Source organism: Streptococcus mitis, from assembly GCF_022137125.1.
Lineage (GTDB): Bacteria > Bacillota > Bacilli > Lactobacillales > Streptococcaceae > Streptococcus > Streptococcus mitis_CE.
Window position 1 is genome coordinate 289,622 of the sequence record NZ_JAKNEQ010000001.1, and the last position, 16,581, is coordinate 306,202.

The following is a 16,581-nucleotide window of genomic DNA, read 5'->3' on the forward strand; positions in this document are numbered from 1 at the left end:
AAAAAAATTAAAGAAAAGGCTTGCAAAAAAGAAAAATAAAGTGTATTATATAACTAGTACAATAGAGATAAAAATTTCCGAACAATAAGTGAATCCTGAAATGTCATTATTTCGTTCTGAATTGTTATTGTTTGTATTTGGTAATTTTTGTATAATATTGTTAAGGACTTTAAATCAAAAAAGGAGTTTCATTATGAAAAAGAATCGTAAGGCTAAAAAGTGGCAATTGTATGCAGCAATCGGTGCTGCAAGTGTTGTTGTATTGGGGGCTGGGGGCATTTTGCTTTTTAGACAACCTTCTCAGACCGCTGTAAAAGATGAGGCTACTCATCTGGTTGTTGCTAAAGAAGGAAGCGTTGCATCCTCTGTTTTATTATCAGGGACAGTAACGGCAAAAAATGAACAATATGTTTATTTTGATGCTAGTAAGGGAGATTTAGATGAAATCCTTGTTTCTGTGGGGGATAAGGTTAGTGAAGGGCAGGCTTTAGTCAAGTACAGTAGTTCAGAAGCCCAGGCGGCCTATGATTCAGCTAGTCGAGCAGTTGCGAAGGCAGATCGTCATATCAATGAACTCAATCAAGCACGGAATGAAGCCGCTTCAGCTCCGGCTCCACAGTTGCCAACACCAGCAGGAGTAGAAGGAGCTGCGGCACAAACTCCAGCTCCAGTCGCAGGAAATTCAGTATCCTCTATTGATGCTCAATTGGGTGATGCCCGTGATGCCCGTGCAGATGCAGCGGCACAATTAAGCAAGGCTCAAAGTCAGTTGGATGCAATGACGGTTCTCAGTACCCTAGAGGGAACTGTGGTCGAAGTCAATCGTAACGTTTCCAAATCTCCAACAGGAGCAAGCCAAGTGGTAGTTCATGTCGTAAGCAATGAAAACTTGCAAGTTAAGGGTGAACTATCTGAATACAACCTTGCCAACTTATCTGTCGGTCAAGAAGTAACCTTTACTTCTAAAGTTTACCAAGATAAGAGCTGGACAGGTAAGATTAGCTATATCTCTGACTACCCTAAAAATAATGGCGAAGCAGCAAGTGCAGCGGCTGCAGCAGCAGCTGGTAATTCTGGCTCTAAATATCCATATACCATTGATGTTACGAGTGAAATTGGTGATTTGAAACAAGGATTTTCAGTAAGCGTTGAGGTCAAGAATAAGAGTAAAGCCATTTTGGTTCCTCTAACAAGTGTTGTGACTGAAAATGATAAGAACTATGTCTGGGTGCTTGACGAGCAGAAAAAGGCTAAGAAAGTGGAAGTTGGTTTGGGCAATGCTGATGCAGACAACCAAGAAATCACTTCAGGTCTGACAAATGGAGTCAAGGTCATCAGTAACCCAACGTCTTCTCTAGAGGAAGGAAAAGAGGTGAAGGCTGATGAAGAAACTAATTAGTCTAAAAAATATCTGCAGAAGTTACCGTAATGGTGACCAAGAACTGCAGGTTCTCAAAAATATCAACCTAGAAGTGAATGAGGGTGAGTTTGTTGCCATCATGGGACCCTCTGGGTCTGGTAAGTCCACTCTAATGAATACGATTGGGATGTTGGATACACCAACCAGTGGAGAGTATTATCTTGAAGGCCAAGAAGTGGCGGGACTAGGTGAAAAACAACTAGCCAAGGTCCGTAACCAACAAATCGGATTTGTCTTTCAGCAGTTCTTTCTTCTATCTAAACTTAATGCTCTGCAAAACGTAGAATTGCCCTTGATTTACGCGGGAGTTTCATCTTCAAAACGTCGCAAGTTAGCTGAGGAATATTTAGATAAGGTTGAATTGACAGAACGCAGTCACCATTTGCCTTCAGAATTATCTGGTGGTCAAAAGCAACGTGTGGCTATTGCGCGTGCCTTGGTAAACAATCCTTCTATTATCCTAGCGGACGAACCGACAGGAGCCTTGGATACCAAAACAGGGAACCAAATTATGCAACTATTGGTTGAGTTGAACAAAGAAGGAAAAACCATTATCATGGTAACGCATGAGCCTGAAATCGCTGCTTATGCTAAACGCCAGATTGTCATTCGAGATGGAGTTATTTCGTCTGACAGTTCGCAGTTAGAGAAGGAGGAAAACTAAGATGCAGAATCTGAAATTTGCCTTTTCATCTATCATGGCCCACAAGATGCGCTCTTTTCTCACTATGATTGGGATTATCATTGGTGTTTCATCTGTTGTTGTGATTATGGCTCTGGGAGATTCCATGTCTCGTCAGATCAATAAAAATATGACCAAGTCACAGAAGAATATCCATGTCTTTTTCTCGCCTATCAAAAGCAAAGATGGTTCTTTTACCCAAAAGCAATCAGCTTTGACAGTCTCTGGTAAAGAAGAGGAAGTCCATGTTGAACCGCCAAAACCGCAAGAAGCTTGGGTTAAGGAGGCGGCCAAACTTAAGGGTGTAGATAGTTACTATGTAACCAACTCGACAAATACGACCCTGTCTTATAAAGATAAAAAGGTTGAGCGCGCTAGCTTGACAGGTGGAAATATTACTTACATGAAGGCGGTTGAAAATGAAATTGTTGCAGGTCGTAGTCTTATAGCTCAGGATTATAAAGATGTGGCCAGTGTCATTTTGCTAGACCAGGAACTTGCTAATAGCCTGTTTGGGTCAGCTCAAGAAGCTGTTAACCAGATTATAGATGTTGGTGGTTTTAGCTATCGTGTTATTGGTGTTTATACTAGCGATGAGGCCAAGGCTGTCAAGACATTTGGTATTGGCGGACTTCCAATTACGACTAATATTTCTCTTGCCAACAACTTCAATATGGATGAAATTTCTGATATTGTCTTCCGTGTCAATGATACCAGTTTGACACCAACTGTGGGACCAGAATTAGCTAGAAAATTGACCGAAATTGCTGGTCTTCAGCAAGGGGAGTATCAGGTGTCAGATGCGACTGCAGCCTTCCAAGAAGTACAACAATTGTTCGGCTTTATAACTACGATTATTAGTGCCATTGCAGGAATTTCCCTTTTTGTTGGAGGGACTGGTGTTATGAACATCATGCTGGTTTCGGTGACGGAGCGTACGCGTGAGATTGGTCTCCGTAAGGCTTTGGGTGCAACACGTGCTAATATTTTAATCCAGTTTTTGATTGAATCCATGATATTGACCTTGCTTGGTGGAGTCATTGGTTTAACCATTGCGACAGGCTTAACCGCTATAGCTGGCATACTCTTGCAAGGTTTGATTGCGGGTATAGAAGTGGGAGTATCAATCCCAGTTGCCCTATTTAGTCTTGCAGTTTCGGCTAGTGTGGGTATGATTTTTGGAGTTTTGCCAGCCAACAAGGCATCGAAACTTGATCCGATTGAAGCTCTTCGCTATGAATAAGATTAACAAGATGGACACTTGTCTATCTTGTTTTTGTATAGATTTCCCTATCGAAAATCCTTAAAAATGTGATATAATGAAGTGTGAGAAAAACAGGTTTCATTTGCCTGGAAAGGAAAAATTATGTCTGAAAAGAATTTTTATATTACAACACCGATTTACTATCCATCTGGTAAACTTCATATCGGTTCTGCCTACACAACCATCGCCTGTGATGTCCTAGCCCGTTACAAACGCCTGATGGGTTACGATGTCTTTTATCTGACAGGTCTTGATGAGCACGGTCAGAAAATCCAGCAGAAAGCAGAAGAAGCTGGCATTACACCTCAAGCCTATGTTGATGGGATGGCAGTTGGAGTCAAAGAACTCTGGCAATTACTAGATATCTCATACGATAAATTTATCCGTACAACTGATGACTACCATGAAAAAGTTGTCGCACAAGTCTTTGAACGCTTGCTGGCTCAAGATGACATCTATTTGGGTGAATATTCTGGTTGGTATTCAGTTTCAGATGAGGAATTCTTTACAGAAAGCCAGCTTGCAGAAGTTTTCCGTGACGAAGCTGGAAATGTAACTGGTGGTATCGCTCCATCAGGTCACGAAGTGGAATGGGTATCTGAAGAGTCTTATTTCCTTCGTCTTAGCAAGTACCAAGACCGTCTAGTAGAATTTTTCAAAGCTCATCCTGAATTTATCACTCCAGATGGTCGTCTGAATGAAATGCTTCGCAACTTTATCGAGCCAGGTTTAGAGGATTTGGCGGTTTCTCGTACAACCTTTACATGGGGTGTGCCAGTGCCATCTAATCCTAAACACGTTGTCTACGTTTGGATTGATGCCCTTCTTAACTATGCGACAGCTCTTGGCTACGGTCAAGATGAACATGGTAACTTTGACAAGTTCTGGAATGGAACAGTCTTCCACATGGTAGGAAAAGACATCCTTCGATTCCACTCAATCTACTGGCCAATCCTTCTTATGATGCTCGATATCAAATTGCCAGATCGTCTGATTGCCCATGGTTGGTTTGTCATGAAAGACGGCAAAATGTCTAAGTCTAAAGGAAATGTCGTTTACCCTGAAATGTTGGTAGAGCGTTATGGACTAGATCCGCTTCGTTACTATCTCATGCGTAGCCTTCCAGTTGGTTCAGACGGAACCTTCACTCCAGAAGACTATGTAGGCCGTATCAACTATGAATTGGCCAATGACCTTGGAAACCTCCTTAACCGTACGGTTTCTATGATTAATAAATACTTTGACGGGCAAGTCCCTGCCTATGTAGAAGGTGTAACAGAGTTTGACCATGCTCTTGCTGACGTCGCAGAACAATCAATCGCTGACTACCACACCTACATGGAAGCAGTTGACTACCCACGTGCACTTGAAGCAGTCTGGACCCTTATCTCTCGTACCAATAAATACATCGATGAGACCGCACCATGGGTCTTGGCCAAGGATGAAGCTCTTCGCGACCAATTAGCAAGTGTTATGAGCCACTTGGCAGCTAGCCTTCGTGTTGTAGCTCACTTGATTGAGCCGTTTATGATGGAAACCAGTCGTGCAGTCTTAAATCAACTTGGCTTGGAAGAAGTAGCGAGCCTTGAAAACTTGAGCTTGGTTGATTTCCCTGCAGGTGTAACTGTAGTTGCTAAGGGAACTCCAATCTTCCCACGTCTGGATATGGAAGAAGAAATCGCCTATATCAAGGAACAAATGGAAGGCAACAAACCAGCAGTCGAGAAAGAATGGAATCCAGATGAAGTTGAACTCAAACTAAACAAGGAAGAAATCAAGTTTGAAGATTTTGACAAGGTCGAAATCCGTGTCGCAGAAGTCAAAGAAGTGTCTAAAGTAGAAGGTTCAGATAAGTTGCTTCAATTCCGCTTGGATGCTGGTGATGGTCAAGATCGTCAAATCCTCTCAGGAATTGCAAAATACTATCCAAACGAACAAGAATTGGTCGGCAAGAAAGTCCAAATCGTTGCCAATCTCAAACCACGTAAAATGATGAAGAAATATGTCAGCCAAGGTATGATCCTATCAGCTGAACATGATGGAAAATTAACCCTTCTCACAGTTGATCCAGCTGTACCGAATGGAAGTGTGATTGGGTAACAATAGACAGGACTAGTTCATGCTAGTTCTGTTTTTTATTTACACTCAATGAAAATCAAAGAGCAAACTAGGAAACTAGCCGCAAGTTGCTCAAGACACTGCTTTAAGGTTGTAGATAGAACTGACGAAGTCAGATCAAAACATGATTTTGAGGTTGTAGATGAAACTGACCAAGTCAGTAACCATACATACGGCAAGGCGACGCTGACGTGGTTTGAAGAGATTTTCGAAGAGTATTAACTATTATGCTTTACAAACTAGTGTGGAAGTGGTATATTATAGATGAAGCTACTAGTAGGTATTACAAAATAGATAGAAGGGGGAAGGGATGAAGGAAACTCAACTATTAAAAGGTGTTCTTGAAGGTTGTGTCTTGGATATGATTGGTCAAAAAGAGCGATATGGTTATGAGTTGGTTCAGACTCTACGAGAGGCTGGATTTGATACTATCGTTCCAGGAACTATTTATCCTTTGTTGCAAAAGTTAGAAAAAAATCAATGGATAAGAGGCGACATGCGTCCGTCGCCAGATGGTCCAGATCGGAAGTATTTTTCATTAACTAAAGAAGGAGAAGAGCGTGTCTCGGTTTTTTGGCAACAATGGGACGATTTGAGTCAAAAAGTAGAAGGAATTAAGAATGGGGGTAAACCATGAAGAAAATGAAGTATTATGAAGAAACAAGCGCTTTGTTGCATGAGTTTTCTGAGGACAATCAGCAGTATTTTGAGGAACTGTGGGATAGTTTTAACCTTGCTGGATTTCTCTATGATGAGGACTATCTCAGAGAGCAGATCTATTTGATGATGCTAGATTTTTCAGAAGCAGAACGAGACGGGATGAGTGCTGAGGATTATCTAGGTAAGAATCCTAAAACAATAATGAAAGAGATACTCAAGGAAGCGCCACGCAGTTCTATCAAAGAGTCCCTTTTGACACCAATTCTTGTCCTAGCGGTATTACGTTATTATCAACTACTAAGTGATTTTTCTAAAGGTCCTCTCTTAACAGTCAATTTACTCACATTTTTAGGGCAACTTCTTCTTTTTCTGATCGGATTTGGACTTGTGGCTACAATCTTACGAAAAAGTTTAGTCCAAGATTCTCCTAAAATGAAAATTGGCACCTATATTATCGTTGGGATTCTTGTTCTGCTAGTTGTTCTAGGATATGTAGGAATGGGAAGTTTCATACAAGAAGGAGACTTTTATCTTCCTGCTCCCTGGGATAGTTTCCTTGTCTTTACGCTTTCCCTAGTCATCAGTATTTGGAATTGGAAAGAAGCGGTTTTTCGTCCATTTGTTAGTATGATTATTGCCCATCTTGTTGTAGGCTCTCTGCTCCGTTACTATGAGTGGATGGGAATTTCAAATGTTTTCCTTACAAAAATCCTTCCTTTAGCTGTCCTCTTTATTGGAATCTTTGTCTTGTTCCGTGGGTTTAAGAAGATAAAATGGAGTGAAATATAGTCAAAAAGCCGTTGCAAAGCGGTTTTTTGTTATAATGAAGGGAAGAATGTTAGAAATTTAAGGAGAAAAATTTGATGAGATACATAACTCTTGGTCAAGATGACAAAGAATTATCAGAAATTGTTCTCGGAATGATGAGAATAAAAGATAAGTCTGTAAAAGAAGTTGAAGAGCTTGTAGAAACAGCACTTTCTGTTGGAATCAATGCTTTCGACTTGGCTGATATATATGGTCGTGGTCGTTGTGAAGAACTGTTAGGTCTTGTCCTAAAAAATCGTCCAGAATTAAGAGAAGAGATGTGGATTCAGTCAAAATGTGGCATTCGCATTGAAGAATTTACCTATTTTGATTTTTCTAAGGACTATATTATAAAATCAGTTGACGGAATTTTGCAAAGATTGAAGATTGATCATTTAGATAGCTTGCTTCTTCATAGGCCAGATGCTTTGATGGAGTCTGACCAAGTAGCAGAAGCCTTTGATCTTCTTTATAAACAAGGCAAAGTTCGAGATTTTGGAGTTTCTAATCAAAATCCTATGATGATGGAGTTGCTTAAAAAAGATGTCAAGCAGCCGTTAGCTGTTAATCAGCTACAATTGAGTGTGGCTTTTACACCAGGATTCGAATCAGGTTTTCATGTTAATATGGAAGATAGTCAAGCAGCTATGCGAGATGGCAGCATTTTTGAATATTGCAAATTACACGATGTGGTCATTCAAGCATGGTCTGTCTTACAATTCGGGTATTTCAAAGGGAATTTTGTTGGAAATGAGAAATTTCAAGCTTTAAATCAAGTACTTGATCGTTTAGCTACTAAATATGGAGTAACCTCTTCAACTATTGCCATTTCTTGGATATTGCGTTATCCAGCAAAAATGCAGGCAGTCGTAGGTACCACAAATCCTAAGCACTTGAGAGAAGTTAGTCAAGCGGCAAACTTTAGCTTAACAAGAAAAGAATGGTATGAAATTTATCTTGCTGCAGGGAATAATTTGCCGTAAGTAGAAGCAGATGTAAATAACTCACAGTCAAAAAGCCGTTGCAAAGCGGTTTTTTTGTTATAATGAAGGGGAGAATTATTGATATTAAAGGAGAAAACCATGACATTTGAAGAAATTCTGCCGGGGTTAAAGGCTAAGAAAAAATATGTACGAACTGGTTGGGGAGGTGCTGAAAACTATGTCCAACTTTTTGACACCATTGAACAAAACGGGGTTGCACTTGAAGTGACACCTTATTTCCTAATCAACGTATCTGGAGAAGGTGAAGGTTTTTCCATGTGGAGTCCGACACCTTGTGATGTTTTGGCGACAGATTGGGTAGAAGTGAATGACTAGACGTGTATTGATTACAGGAGTGAGTTCAGGAATCGGCCTAGCTCAAGCTCGCCTCTTTTTAGAGAATGGCTTTCAAGTTTATGGAGTTGACCAAGGTGAAAATCCACTCTTAGAGGGTGATTTCCACTTTTTACAGAGAGATTTGACCTTGGACTTAGAACCTATTTTTGACTGGTGTCCTCAGGTGGATGTTTTGTGCAATACTGCTGGAGTTTTGGATGATTACAAACCACTTTTGGAACAAACGGCGCAGGAAATTCAAGAAATTTTTGAAATTAACTATATGACTCCTGTTGAGTTGACTCGCTATTATTTGACCAAAATGTTGGAGAATAAAAAAGGGATTATTATCAACATGTGCTCCATTGCTTCGAGCCTAGCAGGTGGTGGTGGACACGCCTATACTTCTTCGAAGCACGCCTTAGCAGGCTTTACCAAGCAGTTGGCTCTAGACTATGCTGAAACAGGGATTCAGGTCTTTGGTATCGCTCCAGGAGCCGTCAAGACGGGTATGACCACTGCAGACTTTGAACCAGGTGGCTTGGCTACCTGGGTTGCTAGTGAAACACCAATCAAGCGCTGGATTGAACCAGAGGAAGTGGCAGAAGTCAGTCTCTTTTTGGCCAGTGGAAAGGCATCTGCCATGCAGGGTCAAATTCTGACAATAGATGGTGGCTGGTCTTTGAAGTAGGGGGAGTTGGATGGATATTCAAGAGCTCACAGAAGAAAATGCATCGCCGTTAGTCTTGAAGGTTAAGTCTGAATTATTAGGATTTCCAGAACTGGACAAGACTTCTTACATGAATTGGAAGGTGAATGATGAGAAACCAACTTGCCCTTAGTGGAGAAAAAATTCTTGAAAAAGTTTACCCACAACTATTTCACCACATTGGAATGATTCGTGGGGAGTATTTGTCGAGAGAGATCAACCAAAACATCCTGTTACCAAGTTGTCAGGAATTTGTAAAAGATTATCTAAACACTATTTGCTTCTTGTACTCAGATGAAGAGGTATGGTATCGTTTTTCTGAATTAACGAATACAGAAGCTAATTGTCTAAAGGGGACTAAAGAGTATTTTGATGAAAATCATCCCTTATTTGGATATAGAGGAACTAGGCGTTTGCTGGCGTGTCCGGATGAATTTCAGGCTGAAGCACATGTCGTTACAGAAGTTTATCAAAATAATCCCAATCTATCTATTATCTTTCCTTTTGTCAATGATGCTGAGCAGTTAAAGCAAGCTATTACAGTATTGCGTCAGCAGGGTTTTACTGGGAAAATCGGCACAATGATTGAATTGCCGTCAGCGTATTTTGACTTAGATAGGATACTGGAAACGGGCATTTCAAAGATTGTAGTTGGAATGAATGATTTGACTTCTTTTATTTTTGCCACTGTGAGAAACAGTCAATGGCATGATATGGAAAGTCCAATTATGTTAGATATGCTAAGAGATATGCAGGATAAAGCAAGGATGAAAAAGATTGACTTTGCTGTAGCAGGCTATCTGAATGATTCTTTCATACAAAAAATGAATCAGTTGAGTATCAAGTGCATTATTCACTACAGTTCTATTCTAGAGATTTTTGATTTAGAAATTGACCATCCAGATCATCTTAAACACATAAAAGAAGAAAGTAAAAAATTACAAAGGAGCACCCATGACACCGCAAGAAATGTGGAATGCATATAAGAAAATCAACCCCTCTATAGGAGATGAAATCGATGCTTGGGCTTTTGGAGTGGAACCAGACCTTTTAGCAGATTTGGTTTTAAGAGGCGAAAAGACTGCAACAGCTTCAGCCTACGACCTCTATGCACTAGAAGCCGAGTCTCTTCCTCAAGAAGGAACTTTTGATGTCATTTTAGATAGTCAAAATCAGGCTGTCTGTATTGTCGAAATTACAAAGGTTTCTGTCCAGCCCTTCAATCAAGTTTCTGCTCAACATGCCTATAAGGAAGGTGAGGGAGACAAATCACTTACCTATTGGCGTCAGGTTCATGAGGATTTTTTCACAGACTGTTTGGGTGAAGCAGGACTGACTTTTACACCTGAAAGCAAGGTTGTTTTAGAAGAATTTCGCAAGGTCTACCCACTGTAGACTGTTAGACGGAAGAAAGTTTTGGAAATCGCCGTCCAATCCTTTTTTCTTAGACAAAACATGATATAATAAGTTTGTTTGAAGAAGAGCTCTAGCTCTTAAACTTAGAATAGGAGAAAATTATGCAAGCAGTTGAACATTTTATTAAGCAATTTGTTCCTGAACATTATGATTTATTTTTAGACTTGAGTCGTGAGACCAAGACGTTTTCAGGAAAGGTGACCATCACTAGTCAAGCACAGAGTGACCGTATTTCCCTTCATCAAAAAGACTTGGAAATCGCTTCTGTAGAAGTTTCAGGGGAAGCTCGCCCATTTACAGTTGACCATGACAATGAAGCCCTTCATATTGAACTTGCGGAAGCAGGTCAAGTTGAAGTGGTTATCACTTTCTCAGGAAAAATTACAGACAACATGACAGGGATTTACCCATCTTACTACACAGTTGATGGAGTCAAGAAGGAAGTCTTGTCTACTCAATTTGAGAGTCATTTTGCACGCGAAGCCTTCCCATGTGTGGATGAGCCAGAAGCCAAAGCAACTTTTGACCTCTCTTTACGTTTTGATCAAGCAGAAGGTGAATTGGCCTTGTCTAACATGCCAGAAATCGATGTTGAAAAACGTAAGGAAACAGGTATCTGGAAGTTTGAGACAACACCTCGCATGTCTTCTTACTTATTAGCCTTTGTTGCGGGTGATCTGCAAGGTGTGACTGCTAAAACTAAAAACGGTACTCTTGTAGGTGTTTTCTCAACCAAGGCTCACCCACTATCTAACCTTGATTTCTCATTGGATATCGCTGTTCGCTCCATCGAGTTTTACGAAGATTACTATGGAGTTAAGTATCCGATCCCTCAATCTCTCCATATCGCCCTTCCTGACTTCTCAGCTGGAGCTATGGAAAACTGGGGTCTTGTGACCTACCGTGAAGTTTACTTGGTTGTGGATGAGAACTCTACCTTTGCTAGCCGTCAACAAGTTGCTCTGGTTGTGGCACATGAATTGGCTCACCAATGGTTTGGTAACCTCGTAACTATGAAATGGTGGGATGACCTTTGGCTCAATGAAAGCTTTGCTAACATGATGGAGTACGTCTGTGTGGATGCAATTGAACCAAGCTGGAATATCTTTGAAGATTTCCAAACAGGTGGTGTTCCGTCTGCCTTGAAACGTGATGCGACTGATGGTGTTCAGTCTGTTCACGTCGAAGTTAAACATCCAGATGAAATCAATACGCTCTTTGACGGAGCTATCGTCTATGCCAAAGGAAGTCGCCTCATGCACATGCTTCGCCGTTGGCTAGGTGATGCCGATTTTGCCAAAGGTTTGCATGCTTACTTTGAAAAACATCAGTACAGCAATACAATTGGTCGTGACCTTTGGGATGCTCTTGGTCAAGCGTCTGGACGTGATGTCGCAGCCTTCATGGATTCTTGGTTGGAACAACCTGGTTATCCAGTTCTCAGTGTCAAAGTTGAAAATGATGTCTTGAAGATTACACAAAAACAATTTTTCATCGGTGAGCACGAAGACAAGAATCGCCTCTGGGTAGTGCCACTCAACAGCAACTGGAAAGGATTGCCAGATACACTTGAAACTGAAAGTATAGAAATTCCTGGCTACGCAGCTCTTCTTGCTGAAAACAAAACAGCTCTTCGCCTCAACACTGAAAATACAGCCCACTACATTACAGACTATCAAGGAGACTTGTTAGATGCTGTTCTTGCTGACCTAGTTGAGCTTGATAACACAAGCAAACTGCAGATCGTTCAAGAACGTCGTTTGCTTGCTGAAGCAGGGCACATTTCTTATGCTGACTTGCTCCCAGTCCTTGATAAACTTGCTAAGGAAGAGTCTTACCTTGTGGTTTCAGCTGTTTCTCAAGTGATTTCTGCCCTTGAACGCTTTATCGACGAAGGAACAGAAGCTGAAACAGCCTTCAAAGCACTAGTTGCTAAATTGGCTCGTCACAACTATGACCGTCTTGGTTTTGAAGCTAAAGATGGAGAATCAGACGAGGATGAATTGGTTCGTCAGTTGGCCATTTCTATGATGATTCGCTCAAATGATGCAGAAGCTAGTCAAGTTGCTAGCCAAATCTTCGCAGCTCACAAGGAGAATCTTGCAGGACTTCCAGCAGCTATTCGCTCACAAGTTCTGATCAATGAGATGAAACATCATGAGACTAAAGACTTGTTAGCACTTTATCTTGATACTTATACGCACGCAACAGATGCAGTCTTTAAACGTCAGTTGGCAGCCGCTCTTGCCTACAGTAAAGATGCGGACAATATCCAAACCTTGATTGCTTCTTGGAAGGACAAATTTGTGGTCAAACCACAAGACCTGTCTGCTTGGTACTTCCAGTTCTTAAACCATCAAGCAACTCAGGAAACAGCATGGTCTTGGGCTCGTGAAAATTGGGCTTGGATTAAGGCAGCTCTTGGTGGAGATATGAGCTTTGATAGCTTTGTTATCCTTCCTGCTCACGTATTTAAGACTCAGCAACGCTTGGCAGAGTACAAGGAATTCTTTGAACCGCAACTTTCTGACCTTGCTCTTAGCCGTAATATCGGTATGGGAATCAAGGAAATTGCAGCGCGTGTTGACTTGATTAACCGTGAAAAAACTGCAGTGGAAGCAGTCGTTCTTCAATACGGAAACGCATAAATAAGCCTAAAATAAAAAGAAAACTCAGCTATCTCATGTAAAATGTAGAGAGTTGAGTTTTTTTTAAGGCAAATTTGGTATAATGGTTTTAATAAGGAGGAGTTTCTCATGATAAAAATCTTATTAGTTGAGGATGACCTAGGCCTGTCAAATTCAGTATTTGACTTTTTAGACGATTTTGCGGATGTCATGCAGGTATTTGATGGTGAAGAAGGTCTCTACGAAGCTGAAAGTGGCGTCTATGACTTGATTTTGCTCGATTTAATGTTACCTGAAAAAAATGGCTTTCAAGTCTTGAAAGAATTGCGTGAAAAAGGAATTACGACACCAGTTCTGATCATGACTGCCAAGGAAAGTTTGGATGACAAGGGACATGGATTTGAATTGGGAGCAGATGATTATCTGACCAAACCTTTCTACCTAGAAGAACTCAAAATGCGGATTCAAGCGCTTCTCAAACGTTCAGGTAAATTTAATGAAAACACCTTGACTTATGGAAATATTGTGGTTAATTTGTCAACCAATACTGTTAAAGTCGAAGATACTCCTGTCGAATTGCTAGGTAAAGAGTTTGATTTATTAGTTTATTTCCTTCAAAATCAAAATGTTATTTTGCCTAAGACTCAGATTTTTGATCGTCTATGGGGATTTGATAGTGACACAACGATTTCGGTTGTCGAAGTCTATGTTTCAAAAGTCCGTAAGAAATTAAAAGGAACCACTTTTGCAGAGAATTTGCAAACCTTGCGCAGTGTTGGGTATATTTTAAAAGATGTTCAGTAAACTAAAAAAAACATGGTATGCGGATGACTTTAGTTATTTTATCCGTAACTTTGGTGTATTCACTCTGATTTTCTCTACCATGACTCTGATTATTTTGCAGGTCATGCACTCGAGTCTTTATACTTCGGTGGATGATAAGCTTCATGGACTAAGTGAAAATCCTCAAGCAGTTATTCAGCTTGCTGTAAATAGGGCAACAGAAGAGATTAAAGATTTAGAGAATGCCGCTACAGATACTAGCAAGACTGAGATAAAACCCAATGTCAGTTCCAACACAGAAGTCATTCTTTTTGATAAGAATTTTACCCAGCTCCTTTCTGGAAATCGATTTTTGGGATTGGATAAGATTAAGTTAGAGAAAAAAGAACTAGGACATATCTATCAGATTCAGGTTTTTAATAGCTATGGACAAGAAGAAATCTATCGCATGATCTTGATGGAAACGAATATCAGTTCGGTTTCAACCAATATCAAGTATGCAGCTGTCTTGATTAATACCAGTCAGTTGGAGCAGGCTAGTCAAAAGCATGAGCAATTGATTGTGATTGTGATGGCTAGTTTCTGGATTTTGTCTTTACTTGCCAGTCTCTATCTAGCTAGGGTCAGTGTTCGGCCCCTGCTTGAGAGCATGCAGAAGCAACAGTCCTTTGTGGAAAATGCCAGTCATGAGTTACGAACTCCACTTGCAGTTTTGCAAAATCGTTTAGAGACCCTTTTTCGTAAGCCAGAAGCAACCATTATGGATGTGAGCGAAAGCATTGCGTCTAGTTTGGAAGAAGTCCGAAATATGCGTTTTTTGACGACAAACTTGCTGAACTTAGCTCGTAGAGATGATGGGATTAAGCCGGAACTTGCAGAAGTTCCAACCAGTTTTTTCAATACGACTTTCACAAACTATGAGATGATTGCTTCTGAAAATGACCGTGTCTTTCGTTTTGAAAATCGGATCCATCGAACGATTGTCACGGATCAACTTCTTTTGAAACAACTGATGACCATCTTATTTGATAATGCCATCAAATATACTGAGGAGGATGGTGAAATTGATTTTATGATTTCAGCGACTGATCGTAATCTGTATTTACTTGTTTCTGACAATGGAGTCGGTATTTCCGCAGAAGATAAGAAGAAAATATTTGACCGCTTTTATCGAGTGGACAAGGCTAGAACCCGCCAAAAAGGTGGTTTTGGTTTAGGTTTATCCCTAGCCAAGCAAATTGTAGATGCCCTAAAAGGAACCATTACTGTTAAAGATAATAAACCAAAGGGAACAATCTTTGAAGTGAAGGTAGCCATCCACACACCATCTAAAAAGAAAAAATAAAAATATCGCTCCAGTTGGGGCGATATTTTGGATTTATCTTCTACGTTTTCGTTTGATAATAGACCGTTGAACTTTTAAAACAAGTAAGCTGGCTCCGATTGCTGCGGCAAATGCAAGAGCAGTTGATAATTTTAATGCTAAAAAGATAAAACTAAAGATAGCAATACAGATACAAAAAACAGCGATATTAACAAAAAATAGGATTTCCTTGAGATTGGCATCAGATTGTGCTTCAGGTGTATAATCTTGATAGCGAGGAACCTGCTGGCTTAATTCTTCTTGATAGTCTACCTCATAGGATTGTAATTTTCTTACGGGCATTATTCTCTCCTTAACAGTACATACCTATTTTATCATTTTTTCAGCAGAGAATTATTACAGAAAGGTTACAATAAGAATAAAGTCCCTTTTCATTTTTAAAGAATGGCTGATTTTCCAGAAATGTGGTATAATTTTTCTTATGGAAAAGATTATCATTACAGCAACTGCTGAAAGTATTGAACAAGTTAAACAACTGCTCGAAGCTGGCGTAGACCGTATCTATGTCGGTGAGAAAGATTTTGGCCTTCGTCTGCCAACGACCTTTAGTTATGACCAATTGCGTGAAATCGCTAAGTTGGTTCATGATGCTGGTAAGGAATTGATCGTTGCGGTTAATGCTCTCATGCACCAAGACATGATGGATCGTATCAAGCCATTCCTTGATTTCTTGGAAGAAATCAAGACAGACTACATTACGATTGGGGATGCAGGTGTCTTTTACGTTGTCAACCGCGATGGTTATTCCTTTAAGACCATCTATGATGCTTCAACTATGGTGACAAGCAGTCGCCAGATTAACTTCTGGGGACAAAAGGCTGGCGCATCTGAGGCTGTTTTGGCGCGTGAAATTCCATCTGCTGAACTCTTCAAAATGCCAGAGATTTTGGAAATTCCTGCTGAAGTTTTGGTTTACGGAGCTAGCGTTATCCATCATTCTAAACGTCCGCTCTTGCAAAATTACTATAACTTTACGCACATAGATGATGAAAAGACGCGCAAGCGTGACCTCTTCTTGGCTGAGCCAAGTGACCCAGAGAGTCACTATTCCATTTTTGAAGACAATCATGGAACCCACATTTTTGCCAACAATGACCTTGATTTGATGACAAAATTGACAGAATTGGTAGAGCATGGTTTTACTCACTGGAAATTAGAAGGTCTCTATACACCTGGTCAGAACTTTGTTGAGATTGCAAAACTCTTTATCCAAGCGCGTAGCTTGATTCAAGAGGGCAACTTTAGCCATGACCAAGCCTTCTTGCTGGATGAAGAAGTGCGTAAACTTCACCCTAAAAACCGTTTCCTTGATACAGGATTCTATGATTACGATCCTGATATGGTTAAATAAAGTAAATGGATAGTTGAGAGAAGGAAGATGCAAACATTTCT

At 40.4% G+C, this 16,581-nt stretch carries 17 protein-coding genes; 16 read left to right on the forward strand and 1 reads right to left on the reverse strand.

What is annotated here, in order from left to right; all coding sequences use genetic code 11:
• Positions 1 to 190: 190 nt before the first annotated feature.
• From L0P31_RS01450 to ciaH, 15 genes are all read left to right on the forward strand, one after another.
• A complete protein-coding gene (locus L0P31_RS01450; protein ID WP_179211356.1) occupies positions 191 to 1,399 on the forward strand; it encodes an efflux RND transporter periplasmic adaptor subunit in 1,209 nt (402 codons plus the stop codon).
• Positions 1,383 to 2,084, forward strand: coding sequence for an ABC transporter ATP-binding protein (locus L0P31_RS01455; protein ID WP_024058005.1), 702 nt, complete (start codon positions 1,383 to 1,385; stop codon positions 2,082 to 2,084). Before L0P31_RS01450 ends, L0P31_RS01455 begins: the two co-directional genes overlap by 17 nt.
• Position 2,085: 1 nt before the next feature.
• Positions 2,086 to 3,345, forward strand: coding sequence for an ABC transporter permease (locus L0P31_RS01460; protein ID WP_238095444.1), 1,260 nt, complete (start codon positions 2,086 to 2,088; stop codon positions 3,343 to 3,345).
• 123 nt (positions 3,346 to 3,468) lie between these two features.
• Positions 3,469 to 5,466, forward strand: coding sequence for a methionine--tRNA ligase (gene metG / locus L0P31_RS01465; protein ID WP_060805368.1), 1,998 nt, complete (start codon positions 3,469 to 3,471; stop codon positions 5,464 to 5,466).
• A 328-nt stretch (positions 5,467 to 5,794) separates the two neighbouring features.
• Positions 5,795 to 6,121: a PadR family transcriptional regulator gene (locus L0P31_RS01470; protein ID WP_000665423.1), complete on the forward strand. Its 327-nt coding sequence runs from the start codon at positions 5,795 to 5,797 to the stop codon at positions 6,119 to 6,121.
• Positions 6,118 to 6,933, forward strand: coding sequence for a hypothetical protein (locus L0P31_RS01475; protein ID WP_070527202.1), 816 nt, complete (start codon positions 6,118 to 6,120; stop codon positions 6,931 to 6,933). The genes L0P31_RS01470 and L0P31_RS01475 overlap by 4 nt, the downstream gene beginning before the upstream one ends.
• Before the next feature lie 74 nt (positions 6,934 to 7,007).
• A complete protein-coding gene (locus L0P31_RS01480; RefSeq protein ID WP_238095446.1) occupies positions 7,008 to 7,934 on the forward strand; it encodes an aldo/keto reductase in 927 nt (308 codons plus the stop codon).
• A 99-nt stretch (positions 7,935 to 8,033) separates the two neighbouring features.
• Complete coding sequence (locus L0P31_RS01485; protein WP_000141914.1) at positions 8,034 to 8,270, forward strand: DUF2829 domain-containing protein; 237 nt, start codon at positions 8,034 to 8,036, stop codon at positions 8,268 to 8,270.
• Positions 8,263 to 8,961: a 3-oxoacyl-ACP reductase gene (locus L0P31_RS01490; protein ID WP_213951965.1), complete on the forward strand. Its 699-nt coding sequence runs from the start codon at positions 8,263 to 8,265 to the stop codon at positions 8,959 to 8,961. Before L0P31_RS01485 ends, L0P31_RS01490 begins: the two co-directional genes overlap by 8 nt.
• A 10-nt stretch (positions 8,962 to 8,971) precedes the next feature.
• Complete coding sequence (locus L0P31_RS01495; protein WP_192855239.1) at positions 8,972 to 9,112, forward strand: hypothetical protein; 141 nt, start codon at positions 8,972 to 8,974, stop codon at positions 9,110 to 9,112.
• Positions 9,090 to 9,965 carry a putative PEP-binding protein gene (locus L0P31_RS01500; RefSeq protein WP_004256499.1) on the forward strand — a complete coding sequence of 292 codons (876 nt, stop codon included), beginning with the start codon at positions 9,090 to 9,092 and terminating at the stop codon, positions 9,963 to 9,965. Before L0P31_RS01495 ends, L0P31_RS01500 begins: the two co-directional genes overlap by 23 nt.
• A complete protein-coding gene (locus L0P31_RS01505) occupies positions 9,934 to 10,374 on the forward strand; it encodes an ASCH domain-containing protein (protein WP_000188807.1) in 441 nt (146 codons plus the stop codon). The genes L0P31_RS01500 and L0P31_RS01505 overlap by 32 nt, the downstream gene beginning before the upstream one ends.
• A 122-nt stretch (positions 10,375 to 10,496) precedes the next feature.
• Complete coding sequence (locus L0P31_RS01510) at positions 10,497 to 13,043, forward strand: M1 family metallopeptidase (protein WP_238095448.1); 2,547 nt, start codon at positions 10,497 to 10,499, stop codon at positions 13,041 to 13,043.
• A 108-nt stretch (positions 13,044 to 13,151) separates the two neighbouring features.
• Positions 13,152 to 13,826: a two-component system response regulator CiaR gene (gene ciaR / locus L0P31_RS01515; protein WP_000590639.1), complete on the forward strand. Its 675-nt coding sequence runs from the start codon at positions 13,152 to 13,154 to the stop codon at positions 13,824 to 13,826.
• Positions 13,816 to 15,150: a two-component system sensor histidine kinase CiaH gene (ciaH, locus tag L0P31_RS01520; RefSeq protein ID WP_000491799.1), complete on the forward strand. Its 1,335-nt coding sequence runs from the start codon at positions 13,816 to 13,818 to the stop codon at positions 15,148 to 15,150. The genes ciaR and ciaH overlap by 11 nt, the downstream gene beginning before the upstream one ends.
• Positions 15,151 to 15,183: 33 nt before the next feature.
• Here ciaH and L0P31_RS01525 read toward each other — a convergent pair whose 3' ends face one another.
• Entirely contained in the window at positions 15,184 to 15,471 is a 288-nt protein-coding gene (locus tag L0P31_RS01525; RefSeq protein ID WP_238095449.1) for a DUF3270 domain-containing protein, read from the reverse strand.
• Positions 15,472 to 15,610: 139 nt separating this feature from the next.
• On the opposite strand from L0P31_RS01525, the gene L0P31_RS01530 reads away from it, so the two are divergent.
• Positions 15,611 to 16,540, forward strand: coding sequence for a peptidase U32 family protein (locus L0P31_RS01530; RefSeq protein ID WP_000411191.1), 930 nt, complete (start codon positions 15,611 to 15,613; stop codon positions 16,538 to 16,540).
• The last annotated feature ends 41 nt before the right edge of the window (positions 16,541 to 16,581 follow it).

Excerpts from the sequence above, each read along its gene's own strand:
- L0P31_RS01455 (WP_024058005.1), top strand. The coding sequence starts at position 1,383 with ATGAAGAAACTAATTAGTCTAAAAAATATCTGCAGAAGTTACCGTAAT.
- L0P31_RS01460 (WP_238095444.1), top strand. The coding sequence starts at position 2,086 with ATGCAGAATCTGAAATTTGCCTTTTCATCTATCATGGCCCACAAGATG.
- metG (WP_060805368.1), top strand. The coding sequence starts at position 3,469 with ATGTCTGAAAAGAATTTTTATATTACAACACCGATTTACTATCCATCT.
- L0P31_RS01470 (WP_000665423.1), top strand. The coding sequence starts at position 5,795 with ATGAAGGAAACTCAACTATTAAAAGGTGTTCTTGAAGGTTGTGTCTTG.
- L0P31_RS01475 (WP_070527202.1), top strand. The coding sequence starts at position 6,118 with ATGAAGAAAATGAAGTATTATGAAGAAACAAGCGCTTTGTTGCATGAG.
- L0P31_RS01480 (WP_238095446.1), top strand. The coding sequence starts at position 7,008 with ATGAGATACATAACTCTTGGTCAAGATGACAAAGAATTATCAGAAATT.
- L0P31_RS01485 (WP_000141914.1), top strand. The coding sequence starts at position 8,034 with ATGACATTTGAAGAAATTCTGCCGGGGTTAAAGGCTAAGAAAAAATAT.
- L0P31_RS01490 (WP_213951965.1), top strand. The coding sequence starts at position 8,263 with ATGACTAGACGTGTATTGATTACAGGAGTGAGTTCAGGAATCGGCCTA.
- L0P31_RS01495 (WP_192855239.1), top strand. The coding sequence starts at position 8,972 with ATGGATATTCAAGAGCTCACAGAAGAAAATGCATCGCCGTTAGTCTTG.
- L0P31_RS01500 (WP_004256499.1), top strand. The coding sequence starts at position 9,090 with ATGAGAAACCAACTTGCCCTTAGTGGAGAAAAAATTCTTGAAAAAGTT.
- L0P31_RS01505 (WP_000188807.1), top strand. The coding sequence starts at position 9,934 with ATGACACCGCAAGAAATGTGGAATGCATATAAGAAAATCAACCCCTCT.
- L0P31_RS01510 (WP_238095448.1), top strand. The coding sequence starts at position 10,497 with ATGCAAGCAGTTGAACATTTTATTAAGCAATTTGTTCCTGAACATTAT.
- ciaR (WP_000590639.1), top strand. The coding sequence starts at position 13,152 with ATGATAAAAATCTTATTAGTTGAGGATGACCTAGGCCTGTCAAATTCA.
- ciaH (WP_000491799.1), top strand. The coding sequence starts at position 13,816 with ATGTTCAGTAAACTAAAAAAAACATGGTATGCGGATGACTTTAGTTAT.
- L0P31_RS01525 (WP_238095449.1), bottom strand. The coding sequence starts at position 15,471 with ATGCCCGTAAGAAAATTACAATCCTATGAGGTAGACTATCAAGAAGAA.
- L0P31_RS01530 (WP_000411191.1), top strand. The coding sequence starts at position 15,611 with ATGGAAAAGATTATCATTACAGCAACTGCTGAAAGTATTGAACAAGTT.